At 71.7% G+C, this 16,019-nt stretch carries 14 protein-coding genes; 10 read left to right on the top strand and 4 right to left on the bottom strand.

All coding sequences use genetic code 11. The features are described from left to right. Window positions 1-9 precede the first annotated feature (9 nt). The 3 genes from xseA (at window position 10) to PS467_RS26455 (ending at window position 2,735) form a co-directional block, all read left to right on the top strand. Window positions 10-1,248, top strand: a complete 1,239-nt coding sequence (xseA, locus tag PS467_RS26465) for an exodeoxyribonuclease VII large subunit (protein ID WP_311037335.1) — start codon at window positions 10-12, stop codon at window positions 1,246-1,248. 10 nt (window positions 1,249-1,258) lie between these two features. Next, window positions 1,259-1,561, top strand: coding sequence for an exodeoxyribonuclease VII small subunit (locus tag PS467_RS26460; RefSeq protein WP_311037334.1), 303 nt, complete (start codon window positions 1,259-1,261; stop codon window positions 1,559-1,561). 583 nt (window positions 1,562-2,144) lie between these two features. Next, window positions 2,145-2,735 carry a malonic semialdehyde reductase gene (locus PS467_RS26455; RefSeq protein WP_311037333.1) on the top strand — a complete coding sequence of 197 codons (591 nt, stop codon included), beginning with the start codon at window positions 2,145-2,147 and terminating at the stop codon, window positions 2,733-2,735. Between the two features lie 80 nt (window positions 2,736-2,815). Here PS467_RS26455 and PS467_RS26450 read toward each other — a convergent pair whose 3' ends face one another. After that, the gene (locus PS467_RS26450; RefSeq protein ID WP_311039965.1) at window positions 2,816-3,355 is read right to left on the bottom strand and encodes a DUF4245 domain-containing protein; all 540 of its coding nucleotides are present in this window, start codon (window positions 3,353-3,355) and stop codon (window positions 2,816-2,818) included. A 159-nt stretch (window positions 3,356-3,514) separates the two neighbouring features. Here PS467_RS26450 and glpX point away from each other — a divergent pair, with 159 nt between their 5' ends. Next, window positions 3,515-4,546, top strand: coding sequence for a class II fructose-bisphosphatase (gene glpX / locus PS467_RS26445; RefSeq protein WP_268974182.1), 1,032 nt, complete (start codon window positions 3,515-3,517; stop codon window positions 4,544-4,546). 115 nt (window positions 4,547-4,661) lie between these two features. On the opposite strand, the gene PS467_RS26440 is transcribed toward glpX, so the two are convergent. Both PS467_RS26440 and PS467_RS26435 read right to left on the bottom strand, forming a co-directional pair. Continuing rightward, window positions 4,662-5,018 (bottom strand): WhiB family transcriptional regulator, encoded by a 357-nt coding sequence (locus tag PS467_RS26440; protein ID WP_020868722.1) that lies wholly within the window; start codon window positions 5,016-5,018, stop codon window positions 4,662-4,664. Window positions 5,019-5,241: 223 nt separating this feature from the next. Further along, entirely contained in the window at window positions 5,242-5,916 is a 675-nt protein-coding gene (locus PS467_RS26435) for a DUF1707 SHOCT-like domain-containing protein (protein ID WP_432280633.1), read from the bottom strand. A gap of 211 nt (window positions 5,917-6,127) precedes the next feature. Between PS467_RS26435 and PS467_RS26430 the strand changes: the two genes are divergently transcribed. After that, window positions 6,128-7,789: a fumarate hydratase gene (locus tag PS467_RS26430; protein WP_268974181.1), complete on the top strand. Its 1,662-nt coding sequence runs from the start codon at window positions 6,128-6,130 to the stop codon at window positions 7,787-7,789. A gap of 55 nt (window positions 7,790-7,844) precedes the next feature. On the opposite strand, the gene PS467_RS26425 is transcribed toward PS467_RS26430, so the two are convergent. Next, window positions 7,845-8,987 carry a chitinase gene (locus PS467_RS26425; RefSeq protein WP_311037332.1) on the bottom strand — a complete coding sequence of 381 codons (1,143 nt, stop codon included), beginning with the start codon at window positions 8,985-8,987 and terminating at the stop codon, window positions 7,845-7,847. Window positions 8,988-9,153: 166 nt separating this feature from the next. Between PS467_RS26425 and PS467_RS26420 the strand changes: the two genes are divergently transcribed. The 5 genes from PS467_RS26420 to PS467_RS26400 all read left to right on the top strand — a co-directional run bounded on the left by PS467_RS26420 (window position 9,154) and on the right by PS467_RS26400 (window position 15,999). Further along, on the top strand, window positions 9,154-10,161 hold the full coding sequence (locus tag PS467_RS26420; protein WP_311037331.1) for a hypothetical protein: 1,008 nt from the start codon (window positions 9,154-9,156) through the stop codon (window positions 10,159-10,161). A 434-nt stretch (window positions 10,162-10,595) separates the two neighbouring features. After that, the gene (locus PS467_RS26415; RefSeq protein ID WP_432280759.1) at window positions 10,596-12,788 is read left to right on the top strand and encodes a bifunctional polysaccharide deacetylase/glycosyltransferase family 2 protein; all 2,193 of its coding nucleotides are present in this window, start codon (window positions 10,596-10,598) and stop codon (window positions 12,786-12,788) included. Window positions 12,789-12,866: 78 nt separating this feature from the next. Then, window positions 12,867-14,285 carry a class II fumarate hydratase gene (locus tag PS467_RS26410; RefSeq protein ID WP_268974178.1) on the top strand — a complete coding sequence of 473 codons (1,419 nt, stop codon included), beginning with the start codon at window positions 12,867-12,869 and terminating at the stop codon, window positions 14,283-14,285. A 113-nt stretch (window positions 14,286-14,398) separates the two neighbouring features. Then, a complete protein-coding gene (fomD, locus tag PS467_RS26405; protein WP_311037330.1) occupies window positions 14,399-15,145 on the top strand; it encodes a cytidylyl-2-hydroxypropylphosphonate hydrolase in 747 nt (248 codons plus the stop codon). Between the two features lie 134 nt (window positions 15,146-15,279). Then, on the top strand, window positions 15,280-15,999 hold the full coding sequence (locus tag PS467_RS26400) for a class I SAM-dependent methyltransferase (protein ID WP_311037329.1): 720 nt from the start codon (window positions 15,280-15,282) through the stop codon (window positions 15,997-15,999). Window positions 16,000-16,019: the final 20 nt, after the last annotated feature.

Here is a 16,019-nt window from a genome sequence, read left to right as displayed (position 1 = left end):
CTCGCGGTCATGGCTGTCAACACGTCCGCGGAAGCGCCGATCCCGGTCGGCGAGGTCTCCCGGCTGATCGGGGGCTGGATCGACCGGCTCGGCGCGGTGTGGGTCGAAGGGCAGATCACCCAGCTGTCCCGGCGCCCCGGCGCCGGTGTGGTGTTCCTGACCCTGCGCGACCCGAGTTACGACATCTCGCTGACCGTCACCTGCTTCCGCGCCGTCTTCGACAAGATCGCGGACACGGTCGCCGAGGGCGCGCGGGTCGTGGTCCACGCCAAGCCGGAGTGGTACGCACCGCGCGGCCAGCTGTCCCTGCGGGCCGCCGAGATCCGCCCGGTGGGGGTGGGCGAGCTGCTCGCGCGGCTCGAGCGGCTGAAGAAGGCGCTGGCGGCGGAGGGGCTCTTCGCGGCCGACCGCAAGAAGCCGCTGCCCTTTCTGCCGCAGCTGATAGGGCTGGTCTGCGGGCGCGCCTCGGCCGCCGAGCGCGATGTGCTGGAGAACGCGCGGCTGCGCTGGCCCGCCGTCCGCTTCGAGGTGCGCAATGTGGCGGTGCAGGGGGTGCACGCGGTGCCGCAGGTGATCGAGGCGGTCAAGGAGCTGGACGCGCTGCCGGCCGTGGATGTGATCGTGGTGGCGCGCGGCGGCGGCAGTGTGGAGGACCTGCTGCCGTTCTCCGATGAGCAGCTGGTGCGGGCGGTGGCGGCGTGCCGTACGCCGGTGGTCTCCGCGATCGGCCATGAACCGGACTCGCCACTGCTCGACCTGGTCGCCGATCTGCGCGCCTCCACGCCCACCGACGCGGCGAAGAAGATCGTCCCGGATGTGGGCGAGGAACTGCTGCGCATCCAGCAGCTGCGGGAGCGCGCGCTGCGCACGGTGCACGGGCTGCTGGACCGGGAGGAGCGGGGGCTGGCCGCCGCGCTGGGCCGGCCGTGCATGCGGCAGCCGCACCGCATGGTGGACGAGCGCGAGGAGCGGATCACGTCCGCGCTGGAGCGCGCCCGCCGCTGCCTGGGACACCTGCTGGACCGGGCCGACTCCGAGCTGGCCCACACCCAGGCCCGGGTGGTGGCCCTCTCCCCCGCCGCGACGCTGCGGCGCGGCTATGCGGTGCTCCAGCACCCCGACGGCTCGGTGGTGCGGGCGGCCGACGAGGTCACGGAGGGCGAGGAGCTGCGGGCGCGGGTCGCCGAGGGCGAGTTCCGGGTGCGGGCGGCTGTCGGACCCGCCGAAGCTGTCGGACCCGCCGAATAGGGTGAGCGATATGTCGAAGACGCAGGGGCAGACGGACGAGCAGGCCGAGCAGGCCGAAGGGGCCGAAGGGGCCGACCGGGCGGAGACGACGCTCGGCTATGAGCAGGCGCGCGACGAGCTGGTGGAGGTGGTGCGCCGGCTGGAGGCGGGCGGCACCAGCCTGGAGGATTCACTCGCCCTGTGGGAGCGGGGCGAGGAGCTGGCAAAGGTCTGCCGCCACTGGCTGGAGGGCGCACGGGCGCGGCTGGACGCGGCACTGGCCGAAGGGGCGGCCGAGACCCCGGACGGCCCCGGAACCACCGCCGAGGGCTGACCGCCCGTGCCCGGACCGGGCTCGGGCACGGTGGTGCTCGGGCAAGGGGGGCGACCGGGCGGGGGCGGACACGACCGAACGCAGGGTGACCAGGTACGAGGGCCTGTCACGGAACGCTCGGGAACCGGGGCGACCGGGCAGGGCTCGGGCACCTGACGCGGGGCGACCGGAAGCGACCGGCTCCGGGGCCACCGGAGACCGGGCGGTCAGGCGCGGGGCGTCCGGACACCGGGCACGCAACGACCGGGGGCGGCCAAACGCAGGGCGACCAGGCGCAGGACAGCCAGGCGGGCTCGGGCACCGGGTGCGGGGCGCTCGGGGGCGGCCGGGGCGGCCGGACACACGGGGACCGGCAGGGGCCGGCTCCAAGGACGATCGCAGACCGGGCGGCCGGGCAGGCAGAGCGCGGAGCGGCCGGGCACGGGGGCGATCAGACGCCGTGTGCGGGGTGGGCGAATGCTTGGGGGTGGTGTGATTCGGAGCACCTTGGTGGTGCTGCGACAGGATTTTAGTTGAACATTAATCTAAACGCCGTAAAGTGGTGCCCGTCAGCGATATCCCCGCTTGTGCAGAGGTTTCTTTCATGACTCTCGCTCTCGACCCCGCCGCCCAGGACCTGCTCTTCCGGGAGGCCCGCACCGCCAACACCTTCACCGACGAGCCGGTGACCGATGAGCAGGTGCAGGCGATCTACGACCTGATCAAGTACGGGCCGACCGCGTTCAACCAGTCGCCGCTGCGCATCGTGCTGGTCCGCTCCGCCGAGGCCCGTGAGCGCCTGGTCCCGCACATGGCCGAGGGCAACCGGCCCAAGACCGCCAGCGCCCCACTGGTCGCGATCCTTGCCGCGGACAACGAGTTCCACGAGGAGCTGCCCGCCCTCTTCCCGCACTTCCCGCAGGCCAAGGACGTCTTCTTCGCCGAGCGCCCCGCCCGTGAGGAGGCCGCGGGGCTCAACGCCGCGCTCCAGGCCGGTTACTTCATCCTGGGTGTCCGTGCCGCCGGTCTCGCCGCCGGCCCGATGACCGGTTTCGACCCGGCCGGGGTCCAGAAGGAGTTCCTGGACGACGACCACACCCCGCTGATGGTCATCAACATCGGCAAACCGGGCCAGGACGCCTGGTTCCCGCGCGGCCCCCGCCTGGACTACGACCAGGTCATCACCACGGTCTGACGGTCAACGGTCCCCCGAGCGGATCCCCAGCGGACCCCCGGCGGACCCCGGCCCCGAAGGGGCCCCCGTGGCCGTCGCGCTCAGCCCTTCTTCTCGGTGAGCGCGGCGGCCATCTTCGTCAGCTGTCCGTACGACGCCGTCCCGGTGACCACCGTGGTCACGCCCGGCTCCTTGCGCACCAGCGCGTCGTACTTGTCGCCCTCGTAGCGGACCCACTCCTTGCCGTCGATCCGCTGCGTCCGCGTCGTCTCCCGCGCCTGCTGGGTGACGTCCTCCACGAACGGCACGGGCTTGCCGTCGCTCTGCTCGACCGCGACGTACTCCTTCTCCGGGTCGAGGAAGCCGAGGTGCCACACCGCGCCGTCCTCCGCGGCGGCGGGGCGGTAGGTCACCGAGGTCGCGCGCCAGCCCTCGGGCAGGCTCCCGGGGTCGGGGGCGGCCACCGGATAGGGGGCGGCGCGGCGGGCCGTGTCCAGCTCCACGCGGTAGTCCACCGTCTTCACCCCGGCGTCCTCGGCGCCCTCGTCATGCGGAATTCCGAAGAGGTAGATGGCCGCCGCGACGACGCCGATCGCCGCCAGCGACAGCACCATGTCCCGGACCGTCTCTTTGCCACGCATACCTGCCACGCCCCCTATCGTCCCTCATCCGGTCGCCGCACCTCGCAACAGGGCCGCGCTCATGCGTGGGGCTATCTGCTCACTCTCCTCATCAGCGGATAAAGTCATGAGCACCCTCATCTCTTCACCGGCCGTCGCCGTACAGAAAGGTGCGTTCCGATGACCGAGCATCATCTGCCGTCCCAGCTCGAGGTCAGCCCCGAGGCTCCCGATCGCAACCTCGCCCTGGAGCTCGTCCGGGTCACCGAGGCGGGCGCCATGGCCTCCGGCCGCTGGGTGGGCCGTGGCGACAAGAACGGCGCGGACGGCGCCGCGGTCAAGGCCATGCGCTCCCTCGTGCACACCGTCTCGATGAACGGCGTCGTCGTCATCGGGGAAGGGGAGAAGGACGAGGCCCCGATGCTCTTCAACGGTGAGCGCGTGGGCGACGGCACCGGCCCGGAGTGCGATGTGGCCGTGGACCCGGTGGACGGCACCACGCTCACCGCGAAGGGCATGGCCAACGCCGTCTCCGTGCTCGCGGTCGCCGAGCGGGGCACCATGTTCGACCCGTCGGCCGTCTTCTACATGGACAAGCTCGTCACCGGCCCCGAAGCCGCCGAGTTCGTCGACATCACCGCGCCCCCCGGTGTGAACATCCGCCGGATCGCCAAGGCCAAGAAGTCCAGCCCCGAGGACGTCACCGTGGTGGTCCTCGACCGCCCTCGCCACGAGGGCATCGTCAAGGAGATCCGGGAGGCGGGCGCCCGGATCAAGTTCATCTCCGACGGCGATGTGGCCGGCGCGATCATGGCCGCGCGCGAGAGCACCGGCGTGGACCTGCTGCTGGGCATCGGCGGTACGCCGGAGGGCATCATCGCGGCCTGTGCGATCAAGTGCCTCGGCGGCACCATCCAGGCCAAGCTGTGGCCCAAGGACGACGAGGAGCGGCAGCGCGCCCTCGACGCGGGCCATGACCTCGACAAGGTGCTCGAGACCGACGATCTGGTCAGCGGCGACAATGTGTTCTTCGTCGCCACCGGCATCACCGACGGGGATCTGCTGCGCGGGGTGCGGTACCGCGCGGAGACCGCCACCACCCAGTCACTGGTCATGCGGTCCAAGTCGGGCACCATCCGGCAGATCGACTCCACCCACCGGCTGGCCAAGCTGCGCGCCTACGCCTCGGTCGACTTCGAACGGCCGAGCTGAGCGCACAGGACGCCGAGCGCACAAATCACTGAACGCACGGAACGCCGAGCGCGACCGATGACGACAAGGGCCGGGTCCCGCCTCCCGGCGGCACCCGGCCCCAGTCCCGAAGAGTTCAGCCCGCGGCGGCGACCCGCACCGCGCGCTGCAGCTCCGCCTCCCGGCGCCGGCGGCGGGCCAGCACGACCCGGCGCTCGGCCGCGGTCAGCCCGCCCCATACGCCGTACGGCTCGGGCTGGAGCAGCGCGTGCTCCCGGCACTCGACCATGACCGGGCAGCGTGCACAGACGCGCTTGGCTGCCTCCTCCCGCGACAGCCTGGCAGCCGTGGGCTCCTTGGAGGGAGCGAAGAACAGTCCGGCCTCGTCCCGTCGGCACACCGCCTCCGAGTGCCAGGGTCCGGCCTGATCCCGCGCGGGGACGCGCTGCGGGGGCACGGCGGCTTCCAGCAGGGGCTGATGCGGTTGCAGCACGGTCTACTCCTGACGACGGCTCCGGTGGTCACCCTTGCCCGCCTCGAGGTGTACGGCCCCGTTCGCACCCCCATCAGCCGTACGAGAGACGATGCACCAAGCCTTACCCGCTGTGCGCGTGCTTATGCACACCGTTGTCCCGCCCGGAAGTTGGCCCCGCACGGCCCTTCTTCAGCGCTTATGGCGCGATGTGTGCACGGCTCATGCGTGACTCGTGCGCGACTCACGCGCGCAGGTTCTTCAGCCGCTTCCCCCGCTTGGGCTTGGCCTCCACGCCGCCGAAGACCGCGAAACCGGTGACATGGATCACCGGTGCGTCGGGGTCCTGCGCCTCGTACGTCTTGACGTCGAAGCCGCCGAAGACGCCCGAGCCCGAACTGCGCAGCGAGACGTTCTCCGGAACCTTGATCTCCACCCCGCCGAAGACGGCCACCACATGGATGACGATCTCCTGCTGCTCGAACACCGCCTCGGTCAGGTCGATTTCCACACCGCCGAAGACCGCCAGGGCGTTCGTGCGGGGCCGGACCCGCCAGCGGCCCTTGCGCACCGACCCGCCGAAGATCGCCATCAGGTTCTCCGACTGGGGCAGGGTGCGCGGCCGCTCGGCCGCCGCCTCGCGGACCGGCGCCGAGGCGGCGCCACGGACGGGCGCGGCGGGCAGATCGCGCACCAAGGGCTCCAGCTCGCCCAGGGTCTTGGCGCGGTAGACCGCGTCGATCCGCTCGGCGTGCTCCTCGGGCTGGAGCCGCCCTTCGGCGAGGGCCTCCCGCAGGATGTCCGCGATCCGGTCGCGGTCCGCGTCGGACGCGCGGAGCTCCGCCTCCGGGGTCACCGCGGGCGCGGGTGCGGGAACGGGGGCGGACTTGGTCAGGGGCACGCGCTGCTGCTCATCCACGGGCTCAGCGTACTGAGACGCGATAGATCGCGACTAGGGGACGAACCCTGGAGTGTCCCTGATCCTTCCCCTACCCGCCCCTGCCCTTGCCCCTGCCTCCGGCTCTACTGAGCCCTACCTCACAGGTCCCGTTCGTCTGCCCCGTTCTAGGCTTATGGACGCGCTGTCGACGAAGTCAGCCGAAGCCCCCGTCGAGTGAGGAATGGCCGCAATGCCTGAGTTTGCCTATTCGGACCTGCTGCCCCTGGGAGAGGACACCACGCCCTACCGCCTGGTGACCTCCGAGGGCGTGAGCACCTTCGAGGCCGATGGGCGCACCTTCCTGAAGGTCGAGCCGGAGGCGCTGCGCAGGCTCGCGGCCGAGGCGATGCACGACATCTCGCACTACCTGCGCCCCGCCCACCTGGCCCAGCTGCGCCGCATCCTCGACGACCCGGAGGCCAGCGCCAACGACCGCTTCGTCGCGCTGGACCTGCTGAAGAACGCCAACATCGCGGCGGCCGGGGTGCTCCCGATGTGCCAGGACACCGGCACCGCGATCGTCATGGGCAAGCGCGGGCAGAACGTGCTCACCGAAGGCGGCGACGAGGAGGCCCTCTCGCGCGGCGTCTACGACGCGTACACCAAGCTGAATCTGCGGTACTCCCAGATGGCCCCGCTGACCATGTGGGAGGAGAAGAACACCGGCTCCAACCTGCCCGCGCAGATCGAGCTGTACGCGACCGACGGCGGTGCGTACAAGTTCCTCTTCATGGCCAAGGGCGGCGGCTCGGCCAACAAGTCCTTCCTCTACCAGGAGACGAAGGCGGTGCTGAACGAGGCATCGATGATGAAGTTCCTGGAGGAGAAGATCCGCTCGCTGGGCACGGCCGCCTGCCCGCCGTACCACCTGGCGATCGTGGTCGGCGGCACCAGCGCCGAGTACGCGCTGAAGACCGCGAAGTACGCCTCCGCGCACTACCTGGACGAGCTGCCCACCGAAGGCTCCCCGACCGGCCACGGCTTCCGCGACAAGGAGCTGGAGGAGAAGGTCTTCGAGCTCACGCAGAAGATCGGGATCGGCGCGCAGTTCGGCGGCAAGTACTTCTGCCATGACGTCCGGGTCGTCCGGCTGCCGCGCCACGGCGCCTCCTGCCCGGTCGCCATCGCGGTCTCCTGCTCCGCCGACCGCCAGGCGCTCGCCAAGATCACGCCGGAGGGCGTCTTCCTGGAGCAGCTGGAGACCGACCCGGCGCGCTTCCTGCCGGAGACGACGGACGAGCAGCTGGACGAGACCGACGTGGTACGGATCGACCTCAACCGGCCCATGGACGAGATCCGCGCCGAGCTGACCAAGCACCCCGTCAAGACCCGGCTCTCGCTGACCGGTCCGCTGGTCGTGGCGCGCGACATCGCGCACGCGAAGATCAAGGAGCGGCTGGACGCGGGCGAGGAGATGCCGCAGTACCTGCGCGACCACGCGGTCTACTACGCGGGCCCGGCCAAGACCCCCGAGGGTTACGCCTCCGGCTCCTTCGGGCCGACGACGGCGGGCCGGATGGACGCGTACGTCGAGCAGTTCCAGGCGGCGGGCGGCTCGATGGTCATGCTGGCCAAGGGCAACCGCTCCCAGCAGGTGACGGCGGCGTGCAACGCCCACGGCGGCTTCTACCTGGGCTCGATCGGCGGCCCGGCCGCACGGCTGGCCCAGGACTGCATCAAGAAGGTCGAGGTCCTCGAGTACGAGGAGCTGGGCATGGAGGCGGTCTGGAAGATCGAGGTCGAGGACTTCCCGGCGTTCATCGTGGTGGACGACAAGGGGAACGACTTCTTCACGGACCCGGGTCCGGCCCAGCCGTTCGTGACGAGCATCCCGGTGCGGCCCGGGGCCTGAGCGGGTGTGCTTTGGGGCCGGGGCGGCGTCGCCGTCCCGGCCCCGGCGCGTTCCGTCAGCCCCTCAGCGCCGCCTCGAAGGCGCCGGGGCGCTGGGCGACACCGCTACAGCGGGTGTTCGGGACGGCGTTCTGGCTCTGCTCGGCGCCCGGGGTGCCGGCCGTGGGGTCGGCCGTGGGGTCGGTGGGGGCCGCGGACGGGGACGTCTCCGGGGTGCACGGCTGGTCGCGTTCGGCGGACCACATCGACAGCCGTCCGATCCCGTTGTCCGCGGCGAACCGCGCCAGACCGGACGCGTCCTCCAGGGTGAAGATCTCGCCGGTGACGTCGTTGACCCCGATCATCGGTGTCACGGCGAGCATCTTCCAGGCGGCGGCGTCGGACATGCCGAACACCTCGCGGAGCCGGGCCTGGGTGGCGGTGGCCGCCTGGATGGCGTAGTCGCCCATGTCACCGGTGTGGTCACCGCTGTAGTTCATCGCCATGATGTTGACGGACGAGAGGATGACCCCCTCCTGTTTGACGGCCTCCAGCTGGGCGACGCTCTGCGGGGTCAACCCGTCGGGCATGGCGGGCAGGGTGTAGGAGATGTTCAGGCCCTCGTGGGTGCGCTGGATCAGCGCCAGCGCCTGGGCGCGCCGGGCGGTGGCCTCGGTGTTGACCAGCGCGTCGCCCTCCAGGTCGAAGTCGACCTTGGTCGCCTGGTAACGCTCGATCACCTCGGCGTAGGCGGAGGCCAGTTCGGGGACGTCGGTGCAGACGGTGGCGAGCTCCGTGCCCTCGGCGCCGCCGAAGGAGATCCGCACCTCGCCGCCGGTCCGGCGGACGTCCTCGATCCGTAGCTCCAGCGCCTGGTCGTCGAGCGGGGTGCCGCCGTCCCACACCGGAGCGCAGCCGTCACCGGCGACGACGAAGCCCAGCGTGAACTCCTTGACCCCGCGCGCCGCCGCGGCGGCCATGTCGTACCCCGCGCCTCCCGCGCCCCCCGCGTCCCCCTCGTCCCCCGCGTCCGCCCAGGCGTTGACGTACGGCACGAAGTCGGCGGGCTGCCGCGGCGCGGGGGGCTGTGTCGCCGGTGGCCGGGAGGGCGCGGCGTGCGGCTCGGCCGACGGTTTGTGGTGTCCCGCCCATACGGCGATGGTGGCGCAGACCACCGCGCCGGCCACGGCGATTCCGCTCATGCGGGGGCTGGCCCTCATGGCTCTGGCTCCTCCTTGTGGTCCGGTACGAGGCGCCGGGGGCCTGCGCCTCCCGCGCCGTTCTCCCCGCCAAACCTCGCATATCCCATGAACCTACTGAACAAGGACACACCGCATGTTTGACTTATATGTCGCATGTCGTATTTTCTGCATTAGCCTCTTCCGTATGGATCCTCAGTCAGATGTGGCCGAGCGCGCGCCTTCGCGTCCCCTCCGCGCTGACGTGGCCCGTAAGGGGCCCGTGTTCGTGGACCTCTCCGGGCGCCGTGGCCGACTGGTACGGCATGTGGGCGTAGTCGCGGGGGCCGCCTGCCTCGGCTATTCGGCGGTCCTGGGGTTGGGCTACGCGGGTGGTACGTCCCTCGCCCCGCATACGCTGATCCCGGGGCGGCCCGTCGCCACCGAGGCGTTCGGCCGGGAGCCGAAGCACGCCCCGGAGGGGCGTTCGGGGCCCTCGGCGTCGGATGAGCGGCCCGACGCGCACGAGTACGCCCCGACCCACCGTCAGCACCGGCGCCACCGATACGGCTCCGGGCGTCCGGAGTCCTCGGGCGCCCGGGAGCCCGACGCCCTGCACCCCGTCACCACCCGGCCGCGGCCCGCGCCCGCGCAGCCCGCCGAGCCCGAGCCCCACCGTGCGGCGCCGCGGCATTCCCCCGCGCGCGCCCACGCCGGTGGCCGGAAGTCCACCGCGGGACACCGGTCCGGCAAGCACCGGGAGCTCAGTCCCGCGCATCCGCGTCCGGCCGCCCGCAAGCCCGCCAGGGCACCGGCGAACGTCTCGCACACCCCGTCGAGGAAGCCCACCGCCGCCGCCAGGCCGTCGGCCGAGGAATCCGGTCACCCGCAGGATCCCGGGCGCACCACGGGGCCCGGCCACGCCAAGTCCCCTCAGCAGCCGCAGACCCAGGGGGCGCAGGCGCGGAAGCCGCAGTCGCAGAGGCCGCAGTCGCAGAGGCGCCAGCCCCAGAGGCCGCAGTCCCAGAGGCCGCAGTCCCACAGACCGCAGTCCCAGCGGCCGCAGACCCAGCGGCCGCAGACCCGCAGACCGCAGTCCCACCAGTCCGCGCAGGCCCAAACCCCCGAGCTCCCGGGCCGTTCCAAGGGGCCCGCCGCGGGCGGCGCCGAGGCCGACCGGCCGGACGCCCCCGTCTCCGAGGGCGAGGAGTCGTGAGCGGCGGCAGACCGCCGAGGCTGCCGCGGCCACGCCGCCGGCTCCCCGCGCCCCGTCAGGCCGCCGCGCCCCGCACGGTGTTCCGGCTGACCGGCCCCGCCGGCCGCGCCGCGCGGCTCAGGAGCAGACTCACGCTCGCGGGCAGACTCAAGCTCCGGGGCAAGGGCAAGGGCAGGCTCCCGGGCAGACTCAAGCTCCGGGGCAAGGCCAGGCTCCCGGGCAAGCTCAAACTCACGGGCAAGGTCAGCTTCCCGGGCGGGCTCAAGCTCCCGGGCAGGCTCAAACTCCGGGGCAAGGCCAGGCTCCCGGGCAGGCTCGCACTCACGGGCAAGGCCAGGCTCCCGGGCAAGCTCAAGCTCCCGGGCAAGCCCCGCGCCCTCGGGCTGCGCAAGGTCACCGTCCGCGCCGGGAAGCTGCCCACCCCCAAGCTGCCCATCACGTTCCCGACCCCCAAGCTGCCGACCAAGCTCGCCGCCCCCAAGCTCCGCCCGCCCGCCCTCCGTACCGTCAGGCTGCGCAAGCTCCGCACCCGTACCCGGATGGTGCTCGCCCTCGCGACCCTCCTCGCGCTGGTATGCGCGCTGCTGCTGGACGGCTATCTGGACGCCGAGATCGGCAACGACGCCCGGGTGCACCGCTCACACGCCTCCCGTACCGTCCCCGACCGGTTGCGCAAGGGCGGTCCGGTGATCACCTTCGACCGGACCGGGAAGGCCACCGAGCACGCCATCCCGGCCAAGACCATCGCGCTGACCTTCGACGACGGCCCGGACCCCCGCTGGACCCCGGAGATCCTCGGCGTGCTGCGCCGCCACAAGGTGCGGGGCACCTTCTTCGTGCTGGGCCAGATGGTGATCCGCCATCCGGAGCTGGTCCGCCGAATGCGGGCCGCGGGCCATGAGGTCGGGGTGCACACCTTCTCCCATGTCGACCTGTCGTACCAGGACAAGGGGCGCATGGACCGCGAACTGGCCCAGTCCCAGCTGGCCCTGGCCGGTGCGGCGGGCATCACCAGCTCGCTGTTCCGGGCGCCGTACGCCTCCAAGGTCCGCGCGCTGGACGACCGTACCTGGCCGGTGCAGCAGCACATCGGCTCCAAGGGCTACATCAGCGCCTTCGTGGACGCCGACAGCGAGGACTGGCAGCGGCCCCCGGTGAAGGAGATCGTCCAGAACGCCACTCCCCCGGGCACCAAGGGCGCGTCCGTGCTCTTCCACGACGCGGGCGGCAACCGCGCGCGGACCGTGAAGGCCCTGGGGCAGTACATCGAACGGATGCGGAAGAAGGGCTACTCCTTCACCACCGTCACCGGTGCGCTCGGCGCCCACAGCGCCAACCACCCGGCCCGCACGGTGCGGATCTGGGAGGGCCGGGTGCTGATCTGGGCCGCCGCGTTCACCCACGGCGCCCTGCCGGTGCTGATGGGGCTGCTGGGCCTGGTGGGCCTCTCGGTGATCGGGCGGCTGCTGCTGATGGTGGTCCTGGCCTGGTGGCACCGGCGCTCCCGGGAGCGGCGGCGCTGGAGGCGGGTGCAGGAGGTGGGTGATCCGGTGACCGTGATCGTGCCCGCGTACAACGAGAAGGAGTGCATCGCCAACACCCTCACGTCGCTGGCCGCGTCCACCCATCCGATCGAGATCCTGGTCGTGGACGACGGCTCGACCGATGGCACCGCCGATATCGCGGAGGCGATGGGGCTGCCCAACGTGCGGGTGCTGCGCCAGGCCAACGCGGGCAAACCGGCCGCGCTCAACCGGGGCATCGCCCATGCCACCCACGAGCTGATCGTGATGATGGACGGCGACACCGTCTTCGAGCCCACCACCGTCCGTGAGCTGGTCCGTCCGTTCGCCGACTCACGGGTGGGCGCGGTCGCGGGCAACGCCAAGGTCGGCAACCGGGGCAAGCTGATCGGCGCCTGGCAGCACATCGAGTACGTGATGGGCTTCAACCTCGACCGGCGGATGTACGACCTGCTGCGCTGCATGCCCACCATCCCCGGCGCGATCGGCGCCTTCCGCCGCCGGGCGCTGCTGGAGGCCGGGGGCATGAGCGCGGACACCCTGGCCGAGGACACCGACATCACCATCGCCCTGCACCGGGCCGGCTGGCGGGTGGTCTACCAGGAGCACGCCCGCGCCTGGACCGAGGCGCCCGGCTCCCTCGGCCAGTTGTGGAAGCAGCGCTACCGCTGGTCCTACGGCACCATGCAGGCGCTGTGGAAGCACCGCCGCTCGCTGATCGACCGGGGTCCCTCGGGGCGGTTCGGCCGGGTGGGGATGCCGCTGGTGGTGCTCTTTCAGATCCTCACCCCGCTGTGCGCACCGCTGATCGACCTCTTCACCCTCTACGGGGTGATCTTCCTGGACCCGGTGCGCTCGCTGCTGGCCTGGGGCGCCCTGCTGCTGGTGCAGCTGCTGGGCGCGGCGTACGCGTTCCGGCTGGACCGGGAGTCCTACCGGGCGCTGGCCGCGCTGCCGTTGCAGCAGATCGCCTACCGGCAGCTGATGTATCTGGTGCTGCTGCACTCCTGTGTCACCGCGGCGACCGGCGCCCTGCTGCCGTGGCAGAAGCTCAAGCGCACGGGCGAGGTGGAGACGCCGCGGGCGCCGGAGGCCGTACGGTGACCGGGCTCACCCGGTCGGTCCGGCGGGCGTGGGAACACGGTGTGGCGTGATGACGCTGTGCTGGACGGAGGTGTCCCCATGACCGACGAGAGCCACCGCGACGACAGCCCCCGGGAGGGCTACCGCATCGAGCACGACTCCATGGGCGAGGTCAGGGTGCCCGCGCACGCCAAGTGGCGCGCCCAGACCCAGCGGGCGGTGGAGAACTTCCCCGTCAGCGGGCAGCGCCTGGAGCGGGCGCACATCGAGGCGCTGGCCCGGATCAAGGGCGCGGCCGCCCTGGTCAACGCCGAGCTGGGCGTGGTGGACAAGGACATCGCGGGGGCGATCTCGGACGCGGCGGCCGAGGTCGCCGCGGGCCGCTGGGACGAGCACTTCCCGGTGGACGTCTTCCAGACCGGCTCCGGCACCTCGTCCAACATGAACACCAACGAGGTGCTGGCCACCCTGGCGAGCGAGCGCCTGGGCCGTGCGGTGCATCCCAACGACCATGTCAACGCCAGCCAGTCGTCCAACGACGTCTTCCCCTCCTCCATCCACATCGCCGCCACCGCGGCGGTCACCGGCGATCTGATCCCGGCCCTGGCCCATCTGGCGGAGGCGCTGGAGCGCAAGGCGGCGGAGTTCGCGGAGGTGGTCAAGGCGGGGCGGACCCATCTGATGGACGCCACTCCGGTGACCCTCGGCCAGGAGTTCGGCGGCTACGCGGCGCAGGTGCGGTACGGGATCGAGCGGCTGCGCGCCGCGCTGCCCCGGCTGGCCGAGCTGCCGCTGGGCGGTACGGCGGTGGGCACCGGGATCAACACCCCGCCCGGGTTCGCCGCCGCCGTCATCGCCGAGCTGGCCCGTACCACCGGGCTGCCGCTGACCGAGGCCCGGGACCACTTCGAGGCGCAGGGCGCGCGGGACGGGCTGGTCGAGACGTCCGGGCAGCTGCGGACGATCGCGGTCGGCCTCACCAAGATCGCCAACGATCTGCGCTGGATGGCGTCGGGCCCGCGCACCGGGCTCGCCGAGATCGCCCTGCCCGATCTCCAGCCCGGCTCCTCGATCATGCCGGGGAAGGTCAATCCGGTGATCCCCGAGGCCACGCTGATGGTCGCGGCGCAGGTCACCGGCAATGACGCCACCGTCGCCGCGGCCGGGGCCGCCGGGAACTTCGAGCTCAATGTGATGCTCCCGGTGATCGCCAAGAATCTGCTGGAGTCGATCCGGCTGCTGGCCAATGTCTCCCGGCTGCTCGCGGACCGCACGATCGACGGGATCACCGCCAACGCCGAGCGGGCCCGGGAGTACGCGGAGTCCTCACCGTCCGTCGTCACCCCGCTCAACCGCTACCTCGGCTACGAGGAGGCGGCGAAGGTGGCCAAGCGGTCGCTGGCGGAGCGCAAGACGATCCGGGAGGTGGTCCTGGAGTCCGGCTATGTGGAGCGCGGGCTGCTGACCCTGGAGCAGCTGGACGAGGCGCTCGACGTACTGCGCATGACACACCCTTAGCCGGGGGACCAGGCGCTCGACGTACTGCGCATGACACACCCTTAGCCGGGCGTTGGCCCCCGGTTGCGGCATAGGTCACGGCACCGCGGCCCGCTCCCACCTAAGATCTGCTCATGACAGCGGACATCGTGGAGACGACGGGGACGGCGGACATCGCCCGGTGGGCACCGGGCGACCATATCCTGTGGCGCTACCGTGCCAACGCCTCCGAGCACATCCACATCTGCCGTCCCGTGACCGTCGTCGAGGACACCCCGGAGCTGCTCGCCGTCTGGCTCGCCCCCGGCACCGCCTGCGTCAAACCGCAGCTCACCGACGGCACCTCGGTGCACCGCGAACCGCTGTCCACCCGTTACACCAAACCGCGCACCACCGCGCTGTCCCAGTGGTTCGGCACCGGGGTGCTGAAGCTCGCGCGGCCCGGCGACCCGTGGTCGGTGTGGCTGTTCTGGGACCACGGCTGGCAGTTCAAGAACTGGTACGTGAACCTGGAGGAGCCGCTGGTCCGCGGGGACCGCGGGGTGGACTCCGAGGACCACTTCCTGGACATCGCGGTCTACCCCGACCACAGCTGGGAATGGAAGGACGAGGACGAGTTCGCGCAGGCGCAGCGGGCCGGGCTGATGGGCGCCGAGCAGGCGGAGCGGGTCCGGGCCGCGGGCCGGGCGGCCGTCGCGACCATCGAGTCCTGGGGAGCGCCGTTCCGGGACAGGTGGGAGGACTGGCGGCCGGACCCGGCGTGGTCCGTGCCCGCCCTTCCCGCGGACTGGGGCCGTACGGACAGCGAACAGGGCAAGGAACAGGGCAGGAAGCAGGACCGGAAGCAGGACGAGAAGCGCACCTCGGCGCACTCGAGGTGAACCTCTTGTCGTGTCCCCGTGTTTCAAACGTAGGATCGTCGTCCGGAACACTGCCCATGCGGGACACCTGGCACCGACGCAAGTCTCGGGCGATGCGCACAACATGACGTGATGTCACTGGAGGGGGCGGGGTCGTGAGCGGTGAGGACGAGTACGGGGACGGCTACGCGGGCTATGCGGACTTCGACCGCCTCGCACTGGACCGCAGCGGTCAGGCGGAGGCGTTCGACGCCATCGGGGACCGCCTCGACGACGCCTTTCCGCACAAGGAGGGCCAGATCGCGGCCGGCCGGTGGATGGCCGAAACGCTTCCGCCCGGCTCCCGGGTGCTCGACGTCGGCAGCGGCACCGGTCTGCCCACGGCCCGTCAGCTGGTCGACGCGGGCCACGAGGTGGTCGGCATCGACATCTCCGAGGGCATGCTCAAGCTCGCCCGGGACAATGTGCCGGAGGCCACGTTCCACCATGTGGACATCGTCGATCTGCGGGTGGGCGGCCGGTACGGTCCGGGCGGCCCCCGGGAGCTCGGCTCGTTCGACGGCATCACCGCCAACTTCTCGCTGCTGCTGCTGCCCCGCCCGGAGATCCCGTACGCCCTGCGGGCGCTGCACGCGGTGCTCAGACCCGAAGGGCTGCTGGCGCTGGGCATGGTGGAGTCGGACATCGACGACTTCCCCATCCCGTTCCTCGGCCACTCGGTGCGGGTATCCGGTTATCTGCGGGACGAGCTGCGCCAGGTCGTACGCGATGCGGGCTTCGAGATCGCCGGGGAGGACGCGTACTCGTACGCCCCGGCGAGCACGGGCGTACCACCCGAGATCCAGATCTTCCTGAACTGCCGACGACGTGCCTGACCCTCGGTGCGCCCACGACC

This window comes from Streptomyces luomodiensis (genome assembly GCF_031679605.1).
Taxonomy (GTDB): domain Bacteria; phylum Actinomycetota; class Actinomycetes; order Streptomycetales; family Streptomycetaceae; genus Streptomyces; species Streptomyces luomodiensis.
This window is presented reverse-complemented; position numbering and strand designations above follow the sequence as displayed.

What these genes read in the sequence shown, in the direction of transcription:
- xseA (WP_311037335.1), top strand. Translation starts at nt 10, where the DNA reads ATGGCTGTCAACACGTCCGCGGAAGCGCCGATCCCGGTCGGCGAGGTC.
- PS467_RS26460 (WP_311037334.1), top strand. Translation starts at nt 1,259, where the DNA reads ATGTCGAAGACGCAGGGGCAGACGGACGAGCAGGCCGAGCAGGCCGAA.
- PS467_RS26455 (WP_311037333.1), top strand. Translation starts at nt 2,145, where the DNA reads ATGACTCTCGCTCTCGACCCCGCCGCCCAGGACCTGCTCTTCCGGGAG.
- PS467_RS26450 (WP_311039965.1), bottom strand. Translation starts at nt 3,355, where the DNA reads ATGCGTGGCAAAGAGACGGTCCGGGACATGGTGCTGTCGCTGGCGGCG.
- glpX (WP_268974182.1), top strand. Translation starts at nt 3,515, where the DNA reads ATGACCGAGCATCATCTGCCGTCCCAGCTCGAGGTCAGCCCCGAGGCT.
- PS467_RS26430 (WP_268974181.1), top strand. Translation starts at nt 6,128, where the DNA reads ATGCCTGAGTTTGCCTATTCGGACCTGCTGCCCCTGGGAGAGGACACC.
- PS467_RS26425 (WP_311037332.1), bottom strand. Translation starts at nt 8,987, where the DNA reads ATGAGGGCCAGCCCCCGCATGAGCGGAATCGCCGTGGCCGGCGCGGTG.
- PS467_RS26420 (WP_311037331.1), top strand. Translation starts at nt 9,154, where the DNA reads ATGGATCCTCAGTCAGATGTGGCCGAGCGCGCGCCTTCGCGTCCCCTC.
- PS467_RS26410 (WP_268974178.1), top strand. Translation starts at nt 12,867, where the DNA reads ATGACCGACGAGAGCCACCGCGACGACAGCCCCCGGGAGGGCTACCGC.
- fomD (WP_311037330.1), top strand. Translation starts at nt 14,399, where the DNA reads ATGACAGCGGACATCGTGGAGACGACGGGGACGGCGGACATCGCCCGG.